Annotated in this window: 16 protein-coding genes and 1 tRNA gene; 7 read left to right on the top strand and 10 right to left on the bottom strand. The window is 67.5% G+C overall.

All coding sequences use genetic code 11. The features are described from left to right. Positions 1-84 precede the first annotated feature (84 nt). On the bottom strand, positions 85-912 hold the full coding sequence (map, locus tag KOF26_RS01780) for a type I methionyl aminopeptidase (RefSeq protein ID WP_216319018.1): 828 nt from the start codon (positions 910-912) through the stop codon (positions 85-87). A gap of 64 nt (positions 913-976) precedes the next feature. On the opposite strand from map, the gene KOF26_RS01775 reads away from it, so the two are divergent. Continuing rightward, positions 977-1,735, top strand: a complete 759-nt coding sequence (locus KOF26_RS01775; RefSeq protein ID WP_216319016.1) for a competence/damage-inducible protein A — start codon at positions 977-979, stop codon at positions 1,733-1,735. 36 nt (positions 1,736-1,771) lie between these two features. On the opposite strand, the gene KOF26_RS01770 is transcribed toward KOF26_RS01775, so the two are convergent. Then, positions 1,772-3,883: a S9 family peptidase gene (locus KOF26_RS01770; RefSeq protein WP_216319918.1), complete on the bottom strand. Its 2,112-nt coding sequence runs from the start codon at positions 3,881-3,883 to the stop codon at positions 1,772-1,774. 140 nt (positions 3,884-4,023) lie between these two features. Here KOF26_RS01770 and KOF26_RS01765 point away from each other — a divergent pair, with 140 nt between their 5' ends. Further along, entirely contained in the window at positions 4,024-5,823 is a 1,800-nt protein-coding gene (locus KOF26_RS01765; protein WP_216319013.1) for an aminopeptidase P family protein, read from the top strand. 110 nt (positions 5,824-5,933) lie between these two features. Here the strand turns inward: KOF26_RS01765 and KOF26_RS17260 are convergent, their stop codons facing one another. Continuing rightward, positions 5,934-6,065: a hypothetical protein gene (locus KOF26_RS17260; RefSeq protein ID WP_301183102.1), complete on the bottom strand. Its 132-nt coding sequence runs from the start codon at positions 6,063-6,065 to the stop codon at positions 5,934-5,936. A 91-nt stretch (positions 6,066-6,156) separates the two neighbouring features. Here KOF26_RS17260 and KOF26_RS01760 point away from each other — a divergent pair. From KOF26_RS01760 to KOF26_RS01745, 4 genes are all read left to right on the top strand, one after another. Beyond that, positions 6,157-6,231, top strand: a tRNA-Thr gene (locus KOF26_RS01760). A 201-nt stretch (positions 6,232-6,432) separates the two neighbouring features. Beyond that, a complete protein-coding gene (locus tag KOF26_RS01755) occupies positions 6,433-7,929 on the top strand; it encodes a sensor histidine kinase (protein ID WP_363181591.1) in 1,497 nt (498 codons plus the stop codon). Then, positions 7,926-8,366 carry a response regulator gene (locus tag KOF26_RS01750; protein ID WP_216319006.1) on the top strand — a complete coding sequence of 147 codons (441 nt, stop codon included), beginning with the start codon at positions 7,926-7,928 and terminating at the stop codon, positions 8,364-8,366. The genes KOF26_RS01755 and KOF26_RS01750 overlap by 4 nt, the downstream gene beginning before the upstream one ends. After that, positions 8,366-9,397: a sensor histidine kinase gene (locus KOF26_RS01745; protein ID WP_253200950.1), complete on the top strand. Its 1,032-nt coding sequence runs from the start codon at positions 8,366-8,368 to the stop codon at positions 9,395-9,397. The genes KOF26_RS01750 and KOF26_RS01745 overlap by 1 nt, the downstream gene beginning before the upstream one ends. A gap of 163 nt (positions 9,398-9,560) precedes the next feature. On the opposite strand, the gene KOF26_RS01740 is transcribed toward KOF26_RS01745, so the two are convergent. The 7 genes from KOF26_RS01740 to KOF26_RS01710 all read right to left on the bottom strand — a co-directional run bounded on the left by KOF26_RS01740 (position 9,561) and on the right by KOF26_RS01710 (position 21,001). Continuing rightward, positions 9,561-12,905: a TonB-dependent receptor gene (locus KOF26_RS01740; protein WP_216318998.1), complete on the bottom strand. Its 3,345-nt coding sequence runs from the start codon at positions 12,903-12,905 to the stop codon at positions 9,561-9,563. 204 nt (positions 12,906-13,109) lie between these two features. Next, entirely contained in the window at positions 13,110-14,654 is a 1,545-nt protein-coding gene (locus KOF26_RS01735) for an alkaline phosphatase D family protein (protein WP_216318996.1), read from the bottom strand. A gap of 21 nt (positions 14,655-14,675) precedes the next feature. Then, a complete protein-coding gene (locus KOF26_RS01730; protein WP_216318993.1) occupies positions 14,676-15,917 on the bottom strand; it encodes a NupC/NupG family nucleoside CNT transporter in 1,242 nt (413 codons plus the stop codon). 292 nt (positions 15,918-16,209) lie between these two features. Next, positions 16,210-18,009 carry a glucans biosynthesis glucosyltransferase MdoH gene (mdoH, locus tag KOF26_RS01725; protein WP_216318989.1) on the bottom strand — a complete coding sequence of 600 codons (1,800 nt, stop codon included), beginning with the start codon at positions 18,007-18,009 and terminating at the stop codon, positions 16,210-16,212. Positions 18,010-18,080: 71 nt separating this feature from the next. After that, positions 18,081-19,586 (bottom strand): OpgD/OpgG family glucan biosynthesis protein, encoded by a 1,506-nt coding sequence (locus KOF26_RS01720; protein ID WP_216318985.1) that lies wholly within the window; start codon positions 19,584-19,586, stop codon positions 18,081-18,083. A gap of 122 nt (positions 19,587-19,708) precedes the next feature. Next, positions 19,709-20,191 (bottom strand): glutathione peroxidase, encoded by a 483-nt coding sequence (locus KOF26_RS01715; RefSeq protein ID WP_216318983.1) that lies wholly within the window; start codon positions 20,189-20,191, stop codon positions 19,709-19,711. Between the two features lie 3 nt (positions 20,192-20,194). Further along, on the bottom strand, positions 20,195-21,001 hold the full coding sequence (locus tag KOF26_RS01710; RefSeq protein ID WP_216318980.1) for a class I SAM-dependent methyltransferase: 807 nt from the start codon (positions 20,999-21,001) through the stop codon (positions 20,195-20,197). A gap of 62 nt (positions 21,002-21,063) precedes the next feature. On the opposite strand from KOF26_RS01710, the gene KOF26_RS01705 reads away from it, so the two are divergent. After that, positions 21,064-21,246 carry a hypothetical protein gene (locus tag KOF26_RS01705; RefSeq protein WP_216318977.1) on the top strand — a complete coding sequence of 61 codons (183 nt, stop codon included), beginning with the start codon at positions 21,064-21,066 and terminating at the stop codon, positions 21,244-21,246. The last annotated feature ends 55 nt before the right edge of the window (positions 21,247-21,301 follow it).

Here is a 21,301-nt window from a genome sequence, read left to right as displayed (position 1 = left end):
GGCGTTGCACAGGCCGGCTGAACCTTTGCTTAGCGGCTGTTCGCCACCGTTGAAAGTGCGCTCGCCAGCCTGTGTCGTCCTGGCTCAGGCGTAAGGCGGGCAATCGAGGCCGGCGGGGCTCCTCGTGAAGATCTCGCAGCCATCCTCGGTGATGCCGACCGAATGCTCGAACTGGGCGGAGAGCGAGCGGTCGCGCGTCACCGCCGTCCAGCCATCGTCGAGCACTTTCACGTCCGGGCGGCCGATGTTGATCATCGGCTCGATCGTGAAGAACATGCCGGGCTTCAGCTCCGGCCCGGTGCCGGGCTTGCCGGCATGCACGACTTCCGGCGCATCGTGGAACAGCCGGCCGAGGCCATGGCCGCAAAAGTCGCGCACCACGCCGTAGCGGAACTGCTCGGCAAAGCTCTGGATGGCGTGGGCGACATCGCCCATGCGGTTCCCGGGCTTCGCCTGGGCAATCCCGCGCATCATCGCCTCATAGGTGACCTCGACCAGCTTGCGCGCCTTCAACGGCACGTCGCCGATCAGGAACATGCGGCTGGTGTCGCCATGCCAGCCGTCCAGGATGACGGTGACGTCGATATTGGCGATGTCGCCTTCCTTGAGCACCCGATCGCTGGGGATGCCATGACAGACGACATGGTTGATCGAGATGCAGCAGCTCTTCGAATAGCCGCGATAATTGAGCGTGGCCGGCAGGCCGCCCTCGCGAAGCATATGCTCGCGCACGAGATCGTCGAGTTCGCCGGTGGTGACGCCCGGCACGACATGGGGGACGAGCGCATCCAGCACTTGGGCGGCAAGCCGGCCCGCGGCGCGCATCCCGGCAAAGCCCTCCGGCCCGTGAAGCTTGATGGCGCCCGTGCGCTCGGCCACGGCGTCGTCGGCGGCGAAGACATAATTGGTCATGACCCTCATATAGCGCCCTCCACCCCGCTTTGCGAGCGGGCTCGCAGGTGTCTATGACAGCGCCATGGCTGAAGATCGTATCTGGACCGCCGCCCTGATCGTCATCGGCGACGAGATTCTGTCCGGCCGCACGCAGGATCGCAACATCGCCCAAATCGCTCTGTGGCTGAACGTGCAGGGCATCCGCCTCGCCGAGGTGCGCGTGGTGCCCGACGTCGCCGAGGCGATCGGCGGGGCCGTGAACGCGCTACGCGCCGCCCATGACTATCTGTTCACCACCGGCGGCATCGGGCCGACCCATGACGACATCACCGTCGACGCGATCGCCGCCGCGCTCGGCGTGCCGGTGATCGTCCATCCGCGGGCGCGCGCGGTGCTGGAGGATTATTATGCGGCGCGCGGCGGGCTCACCGAGGCGCGGCTGCGCATGGCTCGCGTGCCCGAAGGGGCGACGCTGATCGAGAATCGCATGTCGGGCGCGCCGGGTATCCGCATCGGCAACGTCTTCATCCTTGCCGGCGTGCCGCACATCGCCGGCATGATGCTGGAAGCGCTGACCGGCACGCTCGAAGGCGGCCGGCCGCTGATCAGCCGCACCATCGGCTGCTGGGTGGCGGAGAGCGAGGTCGCGGATTTGCTGAGCGAGACGGAGCGCGCCCATCCCGGCTGCCAGATCGGCAGCTATCCCTTCTTCCGCGAGGGGCGGGTGGGGGCGAATTTCGTCGTGAGATCGAGCGACGAAGCGCTGCTCGACGCCTGCGCGGCCGCCCTCGCCCGGGGGCTGGCGGCGGCCGGGTTCGCGCCGGTGACGGACGGGATCTGATGCCTCGGCCTTCTCCCGCTTTGAGGGAGGACGAGGCTACCGGCCGTCATCTCCCTCCTTCACGCCCGGCGCCGCCGCCGCTCCATAGCCGAGCTGGCTGATGATGAAGCCATAGGCTTCCGCCCGCTCCTCCAGCGCCACGTAGCGGCCGGTCTTGCCGCCATGGCCGGCGCCCATATTGATCTTGAGAAGCAGCGGGTTGCGATCCGTCTTGGTGGCACGCAGGCGGGCGGCCCATTTGGCCGGCTCCCAATAGGTCACGCGTGGATCGTTGAGGCCGCCGGTGATCAGCATCGGCGGATAGGCCTGCGCCGTGACATTGTCATAGGGCGAGTAGGAGCGGAGCAGCGCGAAGGCGTCCTTGTCGGTGATCGGATTGCCCCATTCCGGCCATTCGCCCGGGGTCAGCGGCAGGCTCTCGTCCTGCATGGTGTTGAGCACGTCGACGAACGGCACATCGGCGACGATCGCCCCCCACAGCTTGGGATCGGTATTGGCGACGACGCCCATCAGCTCGCCGCCCGCCGATCCGCCCTGGATGCCGATGCGGCCGGCCGAGGTGTAGCCCTCCGCCACCAGCCCTTTCGCCGCGTCGACGAAATCGCGGAACGTGTTCCAGCGGTTCTTCGCGGTGCCGTCGAGATACCAGCCATAGCCCATCTCGTCGCCGCCGCGGATATGGGCGATCGCCACCGCATAGCCGCGATCCGCAAAGCTCAGCCAATTGGCGTTGAAGGTCGGCTGGATGGCGTAGCCATAGGCGCCATAGGCGTAGAGATAGAGCGGCGCCTTGCCGTCCTTCACAAAGCCCTTCCGCATCAGGATCGACACCGGGATGCGCTTGCCGTCGCGCGCCGGCACCATCACCCGCTCGGTGACATATTGGCCGGCGTCATAGCCGGACGGGATTTTCTGCACCTTCAGCGTGGCGAGCTGGCCGGTGGCCGGATCATAATCATAGACCGTCGCCGGCGTGACCATCGAGGTATAGGCGAGGCGATAGGCCGGCGGATCATATTCCGGGTTGCTGGCGAGGCCCGCGGCATAGCTCGCCTCGGCGAAGGGGACGCGCTCTTCCCGTCCTCCGTCATAACTGCGCAGGATGATCTGATCGAGGCCGTCGACCCGCTCGCTGACGACAAGATGTTTCGCGAAGCTGGTGACGCCGGTCAGATAGACATGGTCCGAGCCGGGAATGACGGTGCTCCACTCGCCCGGCCGGGTCGGGTCCGCCTCGGCGAGGCGGAAATTGATGTGCTCGTCATTGGTCAGCACCCACAGCTTCCCGTGGGCGGCGTCGACCGAATATTTGCGCTTCTCCTTGCGCGGGCTGACGATGATCGGCTCGGCCTCGGGCCGGTCGGCCGGGATCAGGCGGACTTCGTCGGAGGAATTGTCCCCGGTGGCGACGATCAGCCATTGCCGATCCTGGGTGCTGCCGACGCCGATCTGGAAGCCGGGGTTCTGCGTCTCCTCGTAAACGACCTTGTCCGCCTTGGCATCGGTGCCGAGGCGGTGGAGGAGGGCGCGGTAGCTGCGCCAATTCTCGTTGACCTCGGTGTAGAGCAGCGCGGTGGAGTCGGCGCTCCACGCCACCGCGCCGTTGGTGACGGCGGACACCGTCTCGATGTCCTGCCCGGTGGCAAGATCGCGGATGCGCAGCGTGAAGCGCTCCGAGCCATTATCGTCGGCCGACCACGCCGCCAGGCGGCCATCGGGGCTGACGGCGAGCGTGCCGAGCTTGAAATACTCCTTGCCCGCCGCCTCTTTGGGTTCGTCGAGCACGATCGCCTCGGTGCCGCCGGCGACGGGCCTGCGATACCAGACGCGATACTGGCCCCCGGCGGCGAACGCCCAGCGATAGATCCAGTCGCCATCCTGTTGCGGCACGCCCGAATCATCTTCCTGGATGCGGCCCTTCATCTCCGCGAACAGGCGATCGACGAGCGGCCGGACCGGCTTCATCGCTGCTTCGAAATAGCCATTCTCGGCCTTCAGATAATCGAGCACCTCGACATCATCGACCTTGGGATAGCCCTGATCCTTCAGCCAGAAATAGGGGTCGGCGATGGTCACGCCATGCGCGGTCGTCTCATGCGGGCGGACGGCGGCGACGGGGGGCGCGGGGAGCTTGGAGATGTCGATCATGGCGGCCTGTGCTGTGGTGGCGAGGAAGGCGAAGGGCAGGATCAGGCGGCGCATGGACTTCCCCTTGTGCCGGCCCCTTGTTGCCGATGGCGGCGGCCGCCTATCTTGGCGCCACATTCCCTGATCGCAAGGCTTGCCCCATGTCCACCTATGAAGATCGCCTCAAGGCATTGCGCGCCGAACTGGCACGGCGCCGCCTCGACGGCTTCGTCGTGCCGCTCACCGACGAGCATATGTCCGAATATGTCGGCGCCTATGCGCAGCGCCTGGCGTGGCTGACCGGGTTCGAGGGCTCGGCCGGCTCGGCGGTGGTGCTGCCCGAGGATGCGGCGATCTTCGTCGATGGACGCTATACCCTCCAGGTGCGAGAGCAGGTCGACAGCCGGCACTGGCAATACCAGTCCGTGCCCGACACCAGCATCGCCAAATGGCTGGAGGCCAATGCTGCCGCCGGCGCGCGCATCGGCTATGACCCGTGGCTGCACACGCGCGGCTGGGTGGAGGCGGCCCGCGCCGCTCTCGCCGGCAAGGGCGCGGAGCTGGTCGCGGTGGAGACCAATCCGATCGACGCCGTCTGGCCGGACCATCCGGCGCCGTCCGACGCCCGCCTGATCGTGCATCCGGACGCGCTCGCCGGCCGCAGCGCCGCCGAGAAGCGGCAGGATATCGCCGAATGGCTGGGCAAGGCCGGCGCCGACGCCACCGTGTTGTCCGCGCTCGATTCGATCGCCTGGGCGTTCAACGTGCGCGGCGCTGATGTCGATCGCACGCCGGTCGCGCTCGCCTATGCCATCGTCCACGCCGACGGGACGGCGGACCTGTTCGTAGATGCCGCCAAGATTGGCGACGATGTTCGCCAGCATCTCGGCAATGCGGTGCGCATCGCCAACCGTGCCGCCTTCCCGGCGGCGCTGGAGGCGCTGGCCGGCAAGACGGTGATGGTCGATCCGGAGCGCGCCGTGGCCGCGATCTTCGAGGCGCTGGCGGCAGGCGGCGCGCAGATCCGCGCCGAGCGCGACCCGACCGTGCTGCCCAAGGCGATCAAGAACCCGGCCGAGATCGCCGGCCACAAGGCAGCGCAGGCCCGCGACGGTGCGGCCCTGGTCCGCTTTCTCCACTGGCTGTCGATCGAGGCGCCGAAGGGCGGGCTGACGGAGCTGTCCGCCGCCGCCAGGCTCCGCGAGCTTCGTGACGAGACGCGGCTGCTGCGCGACCTCAGCTTCGACACCATCTCCGCCGCCGGCCCGCACGCCGCCATCCCGCATTACCGGGTGAGCGAGGCAAGCGACCTGCCGCTCCGGCTGGACGAAATTTATCTCGTCGATTCCGGCGGCCAATATCAGGACGGCACCACCGACGTGACGCGCACGATCATCGTCGGCACGCCCAGCGACGAAATGAAGGACCGCTTCACCCGGGTGCTGAAAGGCCATATCGCCATTGCCACCGCCCGCTTCCCGGCCGGGACGCGCGGCTCGCAGCTGGACAGTCTCGCCCGCCAATATCTGTGGGCGGCGGGGCTTGATTACGCACATGGCACCGGCCACGGCGTCGGCGCCTTCCTGTCCGTACATGAGGGGCCGCAGCGCATTTCGCCGGCCGGCTCAAGCCAATCCGGCGGAGACGAGCCGCTGCGCGCCGGCATGATCCTCTCCAACGAGCCCGGCTATTACAAGGCGGGGGAATATGGCATCCGCATCGAGAATCTGGTGCTGGTGGTGGATCGGCCTGTGGATGGGCAGGAGAAGCCGGTACTCGGGTTTGAAACGCTCACCTTTGCGCCGATCGACCGCGCGCTGATCGCGCCGGGCCTGCTGAACGAGATGGAGCGCGCCTGGCTCGACGATTATCATGCCGACGTCCGGGCGCGCATCGGCCCGCTGCTGCCGGAGGAGACGCGGCAATGGCTGGATGCTGTCACCGCGCCGATCGGCGACTGACCAATTCGCGATCATGCCGAACTGTTGCAGCATCCACACAGCCACGCGCTGCCGAGCCTGGCGCACTGGGCCGGCGACAGGTTCGGGGTGACAGCGGCGCGGCATAGCGCTCAGGTCCGTTCCGGCGGGGGCTCCGGCTTGGGAGGCGGCTCCGCTTCCGCCTCCCGCGCCTGTGCCTTGCGGCGGCGCAGGTTGGCCCGCAGCGCTTCGGCCAGCCTCCGTTCGCGTTCATCCTTCGTCATCGCTTTGCCTTAGCCCAAGCCTTGACGCTCGGCCTATCCTTCTTCATAGCGCCGCCCACCGCGCAATTGCGTGGTCGTCCATGCTGGCGATGCTGCCGTAGCTCAGTGGTAGAGCGCATCCTTGGTAAGGCTGAGGTCGCGAGTTCAATCCTCGCCGGCAGCACCAGCATCCCATCCCCGCCGGAATGATCCGTCGCCCCCTGCGGGGCCGGGGTGAAACCGGCGCAGCGGAGCGCCGCGACGGCGATCAGTGGCCGTCTGCCTAGAACCGGAATGGCGCAATCGGCTGGTCATGCCGACCGGCGAGCGGCGGCGGGATTGCGATAGGTTATTGGCGCTCGGGGTTTCGCCGACTACGAGTGCGCTCGTGGCCAGCACGACCGAGACACCGCAAAGCCTTGCCGAGGCACGTTTCGGCCGCACCGTGCTGTTGCTCATGCTGGCCGGATTCGCGGCGGTGCTGCTCGCGGTCGGCGTCGCGGGCATCGCCATGTCGCGCAGCCAGGAGCGGGCGAACTGGATTTCGCACACCTACCAGGTGGAGCGCGAGCTCGCCGGCATTCGTCTGGCCCTGGAGCAGATGCGCAGCGCGCGCCGCGGCGCGCTGCTCAATCTGTCGCCGACGATGCGCGATCAATATGTCGCCTCCACACGCCTGCTCGATCGCTCGATCCAGCGTGTGGCGCGGCTCACCGCCGATAATCCGGAACAGCAGGCCAACGTCGGCCGGCTGCGTGAAAGCGCGCGCGCGCTTGATGCGCTGATGAGCCTTTCGCTCTCCGCGAGGAGCGATCGCAGCCCCGAGGTCGAAGCGCGCCGGCAGGTCGCATCGGCGGCCGTGGTGCAGATGAGCGACCGGATGCTCGAGGCGGAGCGGCGCCTGCTGGCGACGCGCGAAAGCCAGCGACAGGGCGCGGTCACATGGTTCTACGTCACACTGGTGCTGACAGGGGTGATGTTGGCAGCGGTGGCGGTGGGCTCATTGTGGGTGATCCGGCGCTACACGCTGGCGCTGATGTCGTCGCGCGATCAGCTGCGCAAGCTCAACGAGGGGCTGGAGGATGCCGTGCGCGAGCGCACCGTGGATCTGCAGCGCGCCAATGACGAGATCCAGCGCTTCGCCTATATCGTCAGCCACGACCTGCGATCGCCACTGGTCAACGTGATGGGCTTCACCGCCGAGCTGGAAGCGGCGACGCGCACCATCACCACGCTCATCGAGACGGTCGAGGCGCAGGCCCCGGAGGTGCTCACCGTCGAGGCGCGCGAGGCGGCATGCGAGGAGCTGCCCGAGGCGATCGCCTTCATCCGCACGTCCACCCAGAAGATGGACCGCCTGATCAACGCCATCCTGCGCCTGTCCCGCGAGGGCCGGCGGACGATGACGCCGGAGGCGCTGGACATGACGGCGATGGCCCATGCCATCGCCGGATCGCTCCAGCATCGCGTCTTGGAACTCGGCGCCGAGATCAGGGTCGACGAGCCCTTGCCGCAGATCGTCTGCGATCGGCTGGCGATCGAGCAGATCCTGTCGAACCTTGTCGAGAACGCCGTCAAATATCTCAAACCCGGCCGGCCGGGGCTGATCGAGATCAGGGGCCGGCGCGACGGGCCGCGGGTGACGTTCGAGGTGGCGGATAACGGTCGTGGTGTCGATCCCCGCGATCATGAGCGCATTTTCGATCTTTTCCGGCGTTCCGGTGTGCAGGACCAGCCCGGCGAGGGGATCGGGCTAGCGCATGTGCGCGCTCTGGCTTACCGGATTGGCGGTACGATCGCGATAGACTCGCGTCTGGGGGAAGGCGCGACGTTCCGCGTGAACCTGCCGGCGGTGTTTGCCGGCGAACAAGGAAAGCTTGCATGAACACGCATCAGCCCGTCAGCATCGTCATGATCGAGGACGATGAAGGCCATGCCCGCCTGATCGAGAAGAACATCCGCCGCGCCGGCATCTTCAACGACATTCGTCATTTCACCGACGGCACCTCGGCGCTGGAGTTTCTCTACGAGGATCCGGTTGGCCCCGCGCATAACGGCCCGGCGCTGATCCTGCTCGACCTCAACCTGCCGGACATGAGCGGCACCGACATCCTCGCCCGACTGAAGAGCGACGGCCCGCTTCGGCGCGCGCCAGTGGTGGTGCTGACGACGACCGACGACAAGCTGGAGATCCAGCGTTGCTATGATCTCGGCTGCAACGTCTACATCACCAAGCCGGTGAATTATGAGAGCTTCGCGGACGCTATCCGCCAGCTCGGCCTGTTCCTGTCCGTCATCCAGGTTCCCGACATCGAGGAATGATGACGGACAAGCCCGCAATCCTTTACATTGACGATGATGAAGGCCTGCGCCGGCTGACCCGCCGCGCGCTGGAGCGGCGGGGCTTCCGCGTGGAGCTGGCCGCCAGCGGCGCCGAAGGGGTGGCCAAGGCCGCCGAGACGCGCTTCGACCTCGTCGCGGTCGATCATTACATGCCCGGCCAGGACGGACTGGCGACGCTTGCGGCCCTGCGCGAGCTGCCGGAGACGCCGCCGGTCATCTACGTCACCGGATCGGAGGAGAGCCGCATCGCGGTCGCCGCGCTCAAGGCCGGCGCCATCGACTATGTGGTGAAATCGGTCAGCGACGATTTCTTCGACCTGCTGGCGCGCGCCGTCGAGCAGGGATTGGAGACCGTCCGCCTGCGCAACGAGCGCGACCGCGCGGAAGAGCGGCTGAGGGAGAGCAACGAGCGGCTTCAGTCGCTGCTGCACGAGGTCAACCATCGTGTCGCCAATAGCCTCCAGCTCGCCTCGGCCTTCGTCCATCTCCAGTCGCGCGAGGTGGCCGACGAGGCCGCCCGCGCGGTGCTCGCCGACACGCAGCAGCGCATTCAGGCGATCGCCCAGGTCCACAAGCGGCTCTACACCTCGGATTCGGTCGAGGTGGTGGACATGAAGGACTATCTCGGCTCGCTGATCGACGAGCTCGCCGCGACCTGGTCGACGAGCGCCGCGCCGCGCTCGCTGACCCTCGAGGCCGATCCGATCCGGCTCGCTACCGACAAGGCGGTGGCGGTGGGCATCATCGTCACCGAACTGGTCAGCAACGCCTGCAAATATGCCTATGCGGAGGATTGCTCCGGCGCGGTGAGGATCGAGTTCGCCGCCGACGGGGAGGATCATTTCCGGCTGTGCGTGCAGGATGACGGCCGCGGCATGCAGGACGGCGAGATCAAGGGCACCGGCCTCGGCACGAAGCTGATCGGCAGCATGGCGGCGCAGCTGCGTTCCAGCGTCGACTATGAGCCGCGCGCGGTGGGCGTGAGCGCGGTGCTGCGCGCCGCGCGATAGGGCTGCGCGCCTCTTTCCCGTTTCCCCCCGAGGCTGGTGACGCCTGATCACCCCGCCCGATCGCTTCGAGCCTGTCGGGAAGCAGCCGCCGATACCGGTGCGCATCCAAAGAAAAAGGCGGCACCCCATCGGGATGCCGCCTTTTTCTGTCTCGGCCCGGTTCCTAGAAGGTGAAGCGGGCGCCGACGCGGATCGCGTAGAGCGACTGGTTGCTGTAGATCGTGTCGCTCGGCGTCGCGTTGGGCATGCTGTAGCGATACTGGCCGCACGCCTGCGACGTGTTGGTGGCGACGGTGCCGGGCGTGCCGGTCGCGGCCGGGGTTACCAGGCACTGCACGCGCGCCGCCACCGAGGTATAGGGGAAGGCGTATTCGCGGATCTGGCCCCACTTGCTGTTGAGCAGGTTGGTGAAGTTCTCCACGTCAGCGAACAAGGTGATCCGCGAGCGGCCGAGGAAGGTCGGGACCTCCTGCGCGAAGTGCAGGTCGATGCGCGTGAACCACCTGGAGTTGAAGGCGTTACGCGGCGCGATCCGGCCGCGATATTTGGCAAGACCCGAGGACTTGAAGAACGCATCCAGCGCCGAGGCGGTCGCCGCCGAGTCATAGGACACGCGCGGATCGTCGATGCCGCTCGGCACGTAGATCAGATAGCGCGCCGTCGAGCCGGTGGTGCCGAACAGGGCCGAGCGGCCGCTCGACGTATCCTGGAAGGTGTAGCTGTACGGACGGCCGATGCGCGTTTCGCCGAACAGGGCGATGGTCGTCTTGTAGTCGCCGAAGAAGGCGCGCTCGAAGGTGACGTCGTACTTGAAGTTGTGCCTCACCTCGTCGTTCGACGTGCCGTAGGCGGCGAGATTGCCGTCCAGGAACGCGCCGTTGGCGTAGTTGGAGCCGGCCGTCGACGAGGTCGCCGGGGTCTGGTCCTTGATGTTCTGGTAGGTGTAGCTGACGCCCGCCTCGAGGCCGAAATCCCATGCCTTGCGGATGCGGGCGACGGCGACGTAGCTGCGGCCCTTGCTGGTGTTGGTGAGCAGGATGTCGTTCAGCGTGTCGCTGAACGTGGTCAGCGAGCCGTAGCGGACGCGGCCGTCCGGCGTCGTCGACGCGAGTGGCGTCAGGCGGATGTCCTTGAAGAACACCTGGTTGCGAACCTTGGAGTAGAACAGGTCGCCGCCGATATCCCAGTGATCGCCGAGCGCGCCGAGATTGAGGTCGTAATCCGCCGACAGGGTGCCGCGCCACTGGGACGGCACCTTGAACTTCGGATCGACGGCGTTGGTCGCCGCCGCCGAAACGCCGCCGACGAGATACTGGTTGGCAGTCGCGGGGATCGCCGCGCCGTTGACGTTGGTCAGGATCGCCTGCGGCTGGAAGCCCGCCGGGAAGGTCGAATTGCCGGTGTAGCTGCCGTTATTCTCCTGTCTGATGTCGATGGTATTCGACAGGATGCCGGTGTTGGAGAAGCTGTTCGAGGTGTAGACGTCGGGCATGCCGCCGGAGAAGATGCCGACGCCGCCGCGTACCGACAGGCGACGATCGGGCTTGAACTCGATGCCCAGGCGCGGCTGGAAGATGCCCCGGCCGCTGATGAACTCGTTGTTCGGGAAGCCGTAGCGGCTGGTGAAGGCCGGGTTGATCGCGGCGCGGCTCTTGCTGCCGTAAAGGTCGTAGCGGCCGCCATAGGACACGGTCAGCATGTCGTTGATGCGCCAGGTATCCTGGATGCCGAACACGTAGCTGGCATAGGCGAAGCGGGCCGAGGCATCGTCCGGGTTCGCCGTCGGCACCGCGTTGGTATAGCCGAAGCGCTGGGCGTTGCCGGCCTGGAAGTCGGTGATGGAGTCGAAATAATAGGTGCCGCTGGTGCCGCCACGCGGGTTGGAGCTGCTCAGGAAGGCGTTGAACACCTTCGTGTACTGGAACTCCGTGAACAGGCGGATGTCGTGCTCGGCGACGTTCAGCCGGCCCTGGACCATACCGCCGAAGGTTTCGGTATGGAGCGCGTTGGTCTGGCGTGAGACGTCGGGGCCGAACGCGACCACCGCCGAGCCCGGGGCGCACGTGGTGGACGCGCCGCTGCCGGCCGCGCCGGGATTGTTGCGATCGGAGTCTTGCGCCGTGCAGACGCGCATCTCGGCGAAGCCGCGGCCCATCAGCGGGTCCTGGATGCGGGTATAGTCCTTGTAGAAGCCGCGGACCTCGGTGGAGAAGCTGTCGCTCCACTCGGAATTGACCTGGGCGACGCCGGTGTAGAGCTTGTTGCCCTGCAGATAGGCGTTGGACGCGAGACCCAGCGACGGCGCGCTCGGCGTCGCCACCGTGTTGTTGGTGAGGACGATCGAGTCCTTGGCGTAGGTGAAGGTCAGCGAGGCGCGGTGCTTCTCGGTGAGGTTGGCGTCGATCTTGGCGACCAGCCGGTCGTCTTTGTCGCCATTGCTGCTGACGACGCCGCCGGTGTCATACCCGTACTTCGACTTGGCGATGCCGCTGATCTTGTCGACCTGGGCCTGGGAGAGCGTCGGAATGGCCGTGCCGGCATTGTTGTCGCCGGGACCTTCGGCGATCGGGCGTGGGGCGCGGATGCGTTCGCCGGCGACCATGAAGAACAGCTTGTCCTTGATGATCGGGCCGGACAGCTCGGCGCCGTAATTCTTGATCTCGAAATTCGGCTGGACGACGCGGCCGGTCGGCACGCCCGGACCGGCCTTGGTCTTCTTGCCGGTCAGTTCGTCCGACGAATAGGAGAAGAAGCCGGTGCCCTGGAAATCATTGGTGCCGGAACGGAGCACGACGTTGATCGTGCCGCCCTGGAAATTGCCTTCGCGCACGTCATAGGGCGCGACCTTGGTCTGGAACTGGCCGATGGCGTCGAGCGGGATCGGCGAGCGGCGGCTCGGCAGACCGTCTGGATTGAGGCCGAAATTGTCGGTGATCGGCACGCCGTCCACCGTGAAGCGGTTGAAGCGGGCATTCTGGCCGGCGAAGGAGATGGCGCGGCCGCCCGAGGGGGTGTCGTCGAGACGCGCGAACGGATCGCGGCGCATCAGGTCGCGGATGTCGCGGTTGATCGTGGCGACATTGGCGATGTCGGCCGTGGTGAGGACGGTCTGCGGGCCCTGGCTGACGGTACGCGCGCCGATCGACGAGGCGGTGACGACGATCTCCTGACCGGCGCTGGCGAGCTCCACCGGCAGGCTGAACGGCTGGCCGACGACGGTGAAGATGTCGGTGACGGTGGCGTTGGAATAGCCCGGCGCCGAGATGGCGACAGTGAAGGGGCCGCCGACGCGCAGCGCGGTGACGTTGAACGTACCGGCGGCGTCCGTCGTCGCCGTCGACACCGTGCCCGACGGCGTGTGGGTGACGGTGATCGAAGCGCCGGCGACCGGCGTGCCGGCCGAGTTCACGCTGCCGCGGATGGACGAAGTGGTTTCCTGCGCAGACGCAGGCGACACCACCGCCATGGCGATCGCCATGCCGGCCGTTCCAAGAAGATAGTTACGCATTTCAACCCCCTGGTTGGTTTGGCGAGCCCGATTCTCGCCGATGGAGAGCGCTAATCCGGAGACTGGCCCGCATTGCGCTGCCCTTGGGGCGCGCGTTTGACAGATTGATGACGCAGTTGCAGCAAGTTGGCGAAGAAGCCCGCAATCGCGCCAATATCTGTTGCCGACTGTGGCATTCGGGATACGCCCCGTGGGCCGGCGGGATCAGGCGTCCTGCACCAGCATCGGATTGCCGCGCTCCATGGAGAAACGCGCGCGCCTGGACAACGTGCCCCCCGGCGACGAGACCCGGTCGAGGACCATGAAATCGGTGCTCCAGCGATCCGGCGTCACCTCGCAGACGGTGAAGCCGCGCTGGTCGTTCATGAAGGTCAGGCAGTCATTCTCGGCGAGTATCCTGTCGGTGCCGGAGCGCTTGTCCGATCCATCGCCGCCGGAGCTGATCGAGGTGGAGACGAACTCGACCGCCACCGTCCTGCCCCTTGAATCACGGAGATGGCCCGCGAAATTCTGATGCTCGTCGCCGGTCAGTACCACCACGTCGCCGCGGCCGCCGAGATGATCAAGCACGCGCGCGCGCGGCACCGCATAGCCGGCCCAGGTGTCGATATTGACGATCTTTGACGGTGCGTCGGCGGTGCGACGGTCCAGATCCATCATCATCACCTGCTGGGCGAGCGCCGTCCAGCGCGTCTCGGGCCGGGCCAACGCCTTGGCCAGCGCCTGTTCGGCGGGTCCGCCGATGATCTGCGCGCCCGGGTCGTTGATCCCCGCGCAGACCGGCCGGAAGCCGCCGCCGCACGGCTGGGCGGTGCGGAACTGGCGGGTGTCGAGCAGCCGCAGGTCGAGCAGCGTGCCGATCCGCGCCGACCGGGCCATCTCGATCATTCCGCCATGCGGCATCGAGCGGGCACGCACCGGCATATGCTCGTACCACGCCTGCAATGCGCTGGCGCGCCGAAGCAGGAAGATTTCGGGCGGGGTGCCGGCAGGGCCGTGGTTCGACGTCCAGTCGTTCTGCACCTCGTGATCGTCGAAGGTCGGGAACATCGCGAGGGCGCGATGCGCCGCCTGGAGGTCGGCATCCTGCTTGTAGAGCGTGTAGCGGCGCCGATAATCGTCGAGGCTGAAACACTCCGGCGCGTCGTGGTGACGGACGGCCGGCGCGCGCGCGCGATCGGTGGGCGAGAGATATTCGCGGTTCTCGTAGATATAGTCGCCAAAGTGATAGCAGAAGGCGAGGTCCGGATCGGCAGCCAAGCGCCGCCAGGCGGTGTAGAGGCCGTCCTCATATTGCTGGCAGCCGGCAACCGCGAAGCGTATCCGCCCCACCGCCGCGCCCGGGGCGGGGAGGGTGCGCGCGGCGCCGGTGTCGCTGCGCTCGCCGCCGCAGTGGAAGCGGTAGAAATAGGGCCGGTCCGGCTGCAACCCCGCCACCTCGACATGGACGCTGTGGGCGAGGTCCGGCCAGGCGGTTGCCTCGCCGCTCGCAACGATGCTGGCGAAGGCCTTGTCGGTGGCGACCTCCCAGCTCACCGCGATCGGCGTCATCGGCATGCCGCCGCGCACGTCGGCCGGCTCCGGGCAGAGGCGGGTCCAGAGCACCATGCCGTCGCTGGTCGGATCGCCCGCGGCTACCCCAAGCCGGAACGGCCATGCGGCGAAGCGCATCGGCTGGGCGCGCAGCACGGCCGGCGCGCCCAGCGATACCGCTGCCGTGGCGGCAAGGAACCGGCGGCGCGATAGCATGGCAGCCACTCCCGGGGGCCTCTAGGGGATGAGCAGGCCGGCCAGCGCCGCCGACATCAGGTTGGCGAGACTGCCGGCAACCAGCGCCTTCACGCCCAGCCGGGCGATGGTCGGCCGCTGGGAAGGCGCGAGGCTGCCAGTCACCGCCATCTGGATGGCGATCGAGGAGAAATTCGCGAAGCCGCACAGCGCGAAGGTGACCACGGCGATGGTATGCGCGCTGAGCTGACCGGCGATCTGGCCGAGATGGATGTAGGCGACGAACTCGTTGAGCACGACCTTCTCGCCGAACAGGCCGCCAGCCGCCAGTGCCTCGTTCCACGGCACGTTGAGCAGGTACATCACCGGCGCGAACAGGAAGCCGAGCAGCCGCTGGAAGCTCAGCCCCTCAAGGCCGAACCAGTGGCCGATGCCGCCGAGGATGCCGTTGGCCAGCGCGACCAGCGCGACGAAGGCCAGCACCATCGCGCCAACCGCCACCGCCAGCCTCACGCCGGTCTGCGCGCCGGACGCGGCGGCCATGATGATATTGGCGTCGCGCTCCTCGGGGTGGCCGGGGGAATGCGGCGAATCCGCTACCTCCACCACCCGGTCGAGCGGCAGGTGCGGATCGTCCGGCATGATCATCTTGGCCATCAGCAGGCCGCCCGGCGCGGACATGAACGAGGCCGCCAGCAGATATTCGATGCGGATGCCCATCGAAGCATAGGCCGCGAGGATCGTGCCGGCGACGCCGGCCATGCCGCTGGTCATCACCGCGAACAGCTGCGGTGGGGTGAGGCCCGGCAGATAGGGGCGGATGACCAGCGGGCTTTCCGACTGGCCGACGAAGATGTTTGCCGCGGCGCACAGCGACTCCACCTTGCTGACCCCGATCACCTTCTCGATGCCTCCGCCGATCCACCGGACAACGGCCTGCATGACGCCGAGATAATACAGGATCGAGACAAGGGCCGCGAAGAAGATGATCACCGGCAGCGCCTGAATGGCGAAATTCTTGCCAAGCTCGGAGGTGGCGAAGGCGCCGAACAGGAAATTCGTTCCCTCCTGCGCATAGGAGAGGAGATTGCCGACGCCCGCCGACATCCAGCCGATGATGGCACGTCCGGCCGGCACATAGAGCACCAGCACGGCGATGCCGACCTGAAGCGCGAAAGCGGAGCCGACCACCCGCAGGCGAATATGGCGACGGTTGGCGGACAGCGCAAAGGCGATGCCCAGGATGAGGGCGATGCCGGCGATGCCGATGACGAGCTTGTGCATGAGTGCGGCAGGGAGCTCCGGGCAGGATTGCGCCGGAGAATTGCCACGCGCCGCGAGCCCACGCCAGCCCCTCCCGGCAAACGGCGAGGCCGCCGGGCGGTCAGATTCAATTGCGGCCAGATATAAATACAAAAACACGAAAAATGTGATGCAAATCACAATCGAAATGGATTACAGAATCCTCGGTCCCGGAGTCGCATGGAGCCTCGCGGCTCCGGGACTACTCATTCAGACATAAAAAAGAGGCCGACCCTGAGGCCGACCTCTCTTTTCGTGCAGCAGGATGAGCGGCTTAGACGCGCTGGGCGGCTCGCGCCGAGGTCGGCGACCGTGGCTCGCGACTGGGAAGGCCCTCGCCGGGCACCTGGAACAGGCCGATTGCAGCGGCGCGCTCGCCAAGGTCGCGGCGGGACGTGATCGACGCCACCAGCGGAGCGGCAAGCAGGCCGGCGACTACCGGCGCGATCCACCACAGGTCGGCATTGAGCAAGGCGCTGAGCGCGAGCAGCCCGACGCCGGCGATCATGTGCGGCCGATAGTGGCGCAGCGCGTCGGCAAGCGCGATGCCATTGCTTTCGCGGCTCTGCGGTGCCCAGCCGCTGGCGCGGCCACGCACAATGTCGATCAGCGCCATGGTCTGGGTCAGCATCGTTGCCGGGGCGGTGAGGATGGCAAGCGGGATTTCGACCGCGGTCGACAGGATCAGCCGCTTCGCCCCGCCGAACGCCGCCCGCCGCGCCGGATCCGCCAAAGCGAGGCCGAGGCCCATCAGCTTCGGCCCGAACAACAGCAGCAGCGTGAGGCCGAGGATCCATGGCGACGGCGCCAGCGCGTCGACCCCGGCTGGCGTCAGGTGGCCGGCAGTCGCCGCGAGCAGCAGCAGCAGCCACAGCGGCGAGGTGACATAGGCCGAGGCCCCGATGATCAGCTGAAGTCGGTTCACCCAATGGAAGCCGGCGGCGCCGAACAGGCGGACATGCTGGATATTGCCCTGGCACCAGCGGCGATCGCGGATGGCGTGGTCGACCAGCGTCGGCGGATATTCCTCGAAACTGTCGGCGACCATGATCATGTGCACGCCCCAGCCGTCGCGGCGCAGCAGTGCCGCCTCGACCATGTCGTGGCTCATGATGTGCCCGCCGAATGGCGCCGCGCCGGGCAGCGCGGGCAGGCCGCAGCTCTCCGCGAACGCACGGGTGCGCAGGATCGCATTATGGCCCCAGAAGGTCGCCTCGGAGCCCGACCACCACATCAGGCCGGCCGATGCGATCGGCCCGTAAAGGCGGGTGGCGAATTGCTGCCACCTGGCAAACAGGGTCTGCGCGCCGATGATGTTCGGCGAGGTCTGGATCAGGCCGACGCCGGGCCGTGCGTCCATCGCTGCGGCAAGGCCGGCGATCGTCCGCCCGCCCATCATGCTGTCGGCGTCCAGCACCAGCATGTAATCCCAGTCGGCGCCGTTGTTGCGCACCCAGTCGGCGATATTTCCGGGCTTGCGGGCGTGGTTGATGGCGCGGCGGCGATAATAGACCGGCACCGGGCTGTTGCGGCGCAGGCGCCTCGCCGCCTTGACCTCGGCCTCGCCCTCCGCGGCGCCGGAATCGCTCAGCATGAAGAAGGCGAAGCGATCGGCCGAGCCAGTGGCGGCGATCGAGCTCGCCATGGCGGCGATACGGCGGCTGACCGCGTCGATATCCTCGTTGCGGATCGGCACCAGGATCGCGGTCCGTCCCACCGGCCGGGCCGAGGGCGGCGCCGGCTCGATCATCGTGCGGCGGGTGAGCAGTTGCCAGAAGCCGACCGCCGAGCCGACAAAGCCGAACGCGATCCATGCGAACAGCGGCCAGAACAACAGCAGCAACAGGATGTCGCTCAGCGTCAGCCCATCCTGCGAGAGGGCGACGCGCAGCTCCGTGCCGGCGGCCGCGGCGAGCAACAGCGTGGCAAGCACCAGGATGGTCCGCCGCGCGGTCATATCGTCGCTCAGCGGCTCGGGCATGCGCGCGGTGCCGCCATGGCGTGCGAAATCCTGCTCCCTCATCGCCAGCGGCGCTTCGGGAGGCATCAGCTCATTGGCGGCGGCATGTGACACGGTCGGACCCCTTCTGAGGTCAAGAAACCCGTTGCCCGCCTCCGCGTTCCTGTCTTCGTCGCGCATTCGCGTCAATTTCCCGCAAAGAGTTGGGTAATCAGCGTCTCGCTGATCGCCTTGCCGCCCTGCTGCAGCGTGAGGCGCAGATCGGCGGGTTCGCCGCCGCCGTCGAGCGACAGCTCGAGCATGGCGCGCCAGTGGGATTCGGAGCCCGCCACCGGATAGGGAGTGGCGGAAAGGATGCGGCCGCGCACCATGCTGGCCGCGAAGGTGACGCCGCTGTCCCGGCCCAGCCCCTTGAGCGTCGGGCCGCGGAAATCTGCGACGAGCTTGGTGACGCCGGCCCGCTGCGGCGCGCCGGGAATGCCGCCGGCGCCGGTCCACACGTCGGTCACGCGCGCCAGTGGCGAGGCGGTCGGATCTTCGGAGGTCCAGTCCAGCCGATAGGCGTAGTTGAACTCCTGTCCGCTCTTGGCGATTCCGGCGGGTGACCAATAGGCGACGACATTGTCGTCCGTCTCCGATCGGGTCGGGAAGGCGTAGAGCGCCACGGCGCCCTTGCCCCATTTGCCCTGCGGCGTGATCCACAGGCCCGGCCGGCGATCGTAAAATGCGCCGTCGTCCTGATAATGGTCGAAATGCTGATCGCGCTGGAGCAGGCCGAAGCCGGCCGGACTGTCGTCCGCGAAGGTGTTGATGATCGGCCGGCGCGGATTGGCGAGCGGCCGCCAGACGCGCTCGCCCCGGCCGTTGATGATCGCGAGCCCATCCGAGTCGTGGATTTCGGGTCGCCAGTCGGTGGCGTCACGGCGATTGCCCTCGCCGTACCAGAACATGCTCGTCGCCGGGGCGAAGCCGAGGCGCTGAATGTCGCGGCGGATGCGCAGGAAGCCGGTGACGTCCTGCGTCACGCCCTTCTTGCCCGAGCGGCAGACGAAGCGGAAGGCGCCGGTCAGGCTCTCGCCGTCGAGCAGCGCATAGATGGTGAGCGCGCCGTCCGCCGCGGGCTCCAGCCAGAATTCGGTGAAGCGCGGGAATTCCTCGCGTCCGTCGATGCCGACATTCACGGCTATCGCGCGCGCCGACAGCCCATATTGGTCGCGCTCGCCCGAGGAACGGAAATAGGATGCGCCCATGAAGGCCAGCCAGTCGCTTTCCTTGCCCTCGGTCATGACCCGGAAGCCGGCGAAGCCCGCCGGCACCCGAATGCCGTCGGGCGCCGAAAACCAGTCCCCCGCCGCATCGAGGGGCGTCGCCACCCCGTTCTTGACGATGTTGATCGCGATCGGCAGCTGCGCGGTGGCGATCGGCGGGAACAACCGCACTGGCGTCGCAGTGCCGGCGAACAGGGTGCGTTCCGCGCGAAACCTGATCTTCCACGCAGCGTCGAAATCGACCCCGCTCGCGCCGGGCACCGGCGGCGCGGCCTGATAGGGGCGCCGGGCGAGCTGGGCCGCGCGCCGTTTCAGCAGATCGAAGGAGAAGGGCTCCGCCGCCGCCAGCGCCGCACCGGGCGCCAACAGCAGGGGGGCCATGCCGAGCGTCGCGAGCATGTCCCGGCGGGTCGGTTGGTCCATGATCATGAGATGGTCAGGCTTTCCGTGGAGGGCAAGTGCAACGCATGCGGGCTGGCCTGTATCCCACGCGCTTTGTCGTGGAGCTGAACGGCGGGCCAGGTCGCCGTTCAGACTCCGGCGGATCAGGCGAGCGCTTTGACGATGTCGTCCTCGATCGCCTCGGGCTTGGTCGTCGGCGCATAGCGTTCGATGACGCGGCCGTCGCGGCCGACGAGGAACTTGGTGAAGTTCCACTTGATCCCCTTCGACCCCAGCAAGCCGGGCGCCGCGGATTTCAGCCACTCGTAAAGCGGCTCGGCATCGCGGCCATTGACGTCGATCCTGGCCATCAGGGGGAAGTCGACGTCGTAGGTGAGCGAGCAGAAGCTGGCGATCTCCTCGGCGCTGCCCGGTTCCTGCTCGCCGAACTGGTTGCAGGGGAAACCGATCACCGTCAGCCCCTGGTCCCGATATCGCTTCCACAGCGCCTCAAGCCCAGCATATTGAGGCGTGAAGCCGCATTTCGACGCGGTGTTGACGATCAGCAGCGCGCGGCCGCGATACTGGTCCAGCGGGTGAGGGGCGCCGTCCGCGCCCCTCACGGTGAAGTCGAACGCGCTGGTCATCGTTCAGCGCGCCGGCTTGACGAAGCGCAGGGTCATGCGATCGCTCTCGCCGATCGCGGCATATCTGGCGCGATCCTTGTCCTTCAGCTGGTAGGTCGGGGGCAGGGTCCATACGCCGTCCGGCCAGTCCGCGGTGTCCTTGGGGTTGGCGTTGACCTCGCTTTCGCCGGCGAGGCGGAACCCGGCCTGCTCGGCCAGCCGCACCACCGTGGAGCGCTTGAGATAGCCGCTCTTCTTTTCCAGCGCGCTGTCGCGACCCTCGGGCAGGCGATGGTCGACGACGCCGAGCACGCCGCCGGGCTTCAGCGCGCGGAAGAAAGCAGCGAAGGCGGCGGCCGGGGTCGCGTCCTCACCCATCAGGAAATTGTGGACGTTGCGGAAGGTCAGGACCACGTCCGCCGAGCCGTCCGGGGCGATCGGCACCTTGCCGGGCGCGAACTCGGTCACCGTGACCTTGCCGAACCGCGCCGGATCGGCGGCAGTGAAGCGGCTGAACCCGGCCCGTCCGCCGGCCGGCACCGCGGCGATATAACGACCCTGATCATGGAGCAGGGGGGCCAGTATTTCCGAATACCAGCCGCCGCCGGGCAACACCTCGACCACCGTCTGGTTCGGCTTCACGCCGAAGAAGGCGAGTGTCTCGGCCGGGTGGCGATAGCGGTCGCGGGCGCGGTTCTCCGCCTTGCGGCGCGGATCGGCGACCGCCTTGGCGATGGCGGGGGACGCCGTCTGCGCGAAGGCGGGCGCGATCGGCAGCGACAGGGGGGCCGTCGCGCCCAGCGCGACGGCGGCGAGAAGCAGGTGGCGCATTGTTTCTCCTTGGGCCAGTGGTTGCTGGTCTCTGGCGGCAGGATGTGGGGGGAGGGCCGGCAATGCAAGTTTGGGTTTTGGTGGCGGCGGCCGCGCTCGCTGCCGCCGGCGGCTGCGGCCTCGCCGAGCGTCGCCGCGGGAGGCGCGACGGCATGGACCGCGTCGGCTGGGTGCCGTGGTCCGGGCTGACCGTGCTGGCGCTGTTCGTGTTCGCGGGCGCGGTAGCGCTCGGGATGCACGGCTGAGCGCTCCGACCAAACGAAGTCCACGGCCTTGTCGAGGAAGGGTGGCCCAGACGAG

The organism is Sphingomonas quercus, from assembly GCF_018863195.1.
Taxonomy (GTDB): domain Bacteria; phylum Pseudomonadota; class Alphaproteobacteria; order Sphingomonadales; family Sphingomonadaceae; genus Solisphingomonas; species Solisphingomonas quercus.
The sequence above is the reverse complement of the archived record's forward strand: the minus strand, read 5'-3'. Positions and strand labels throughout refer to the sequence as shown.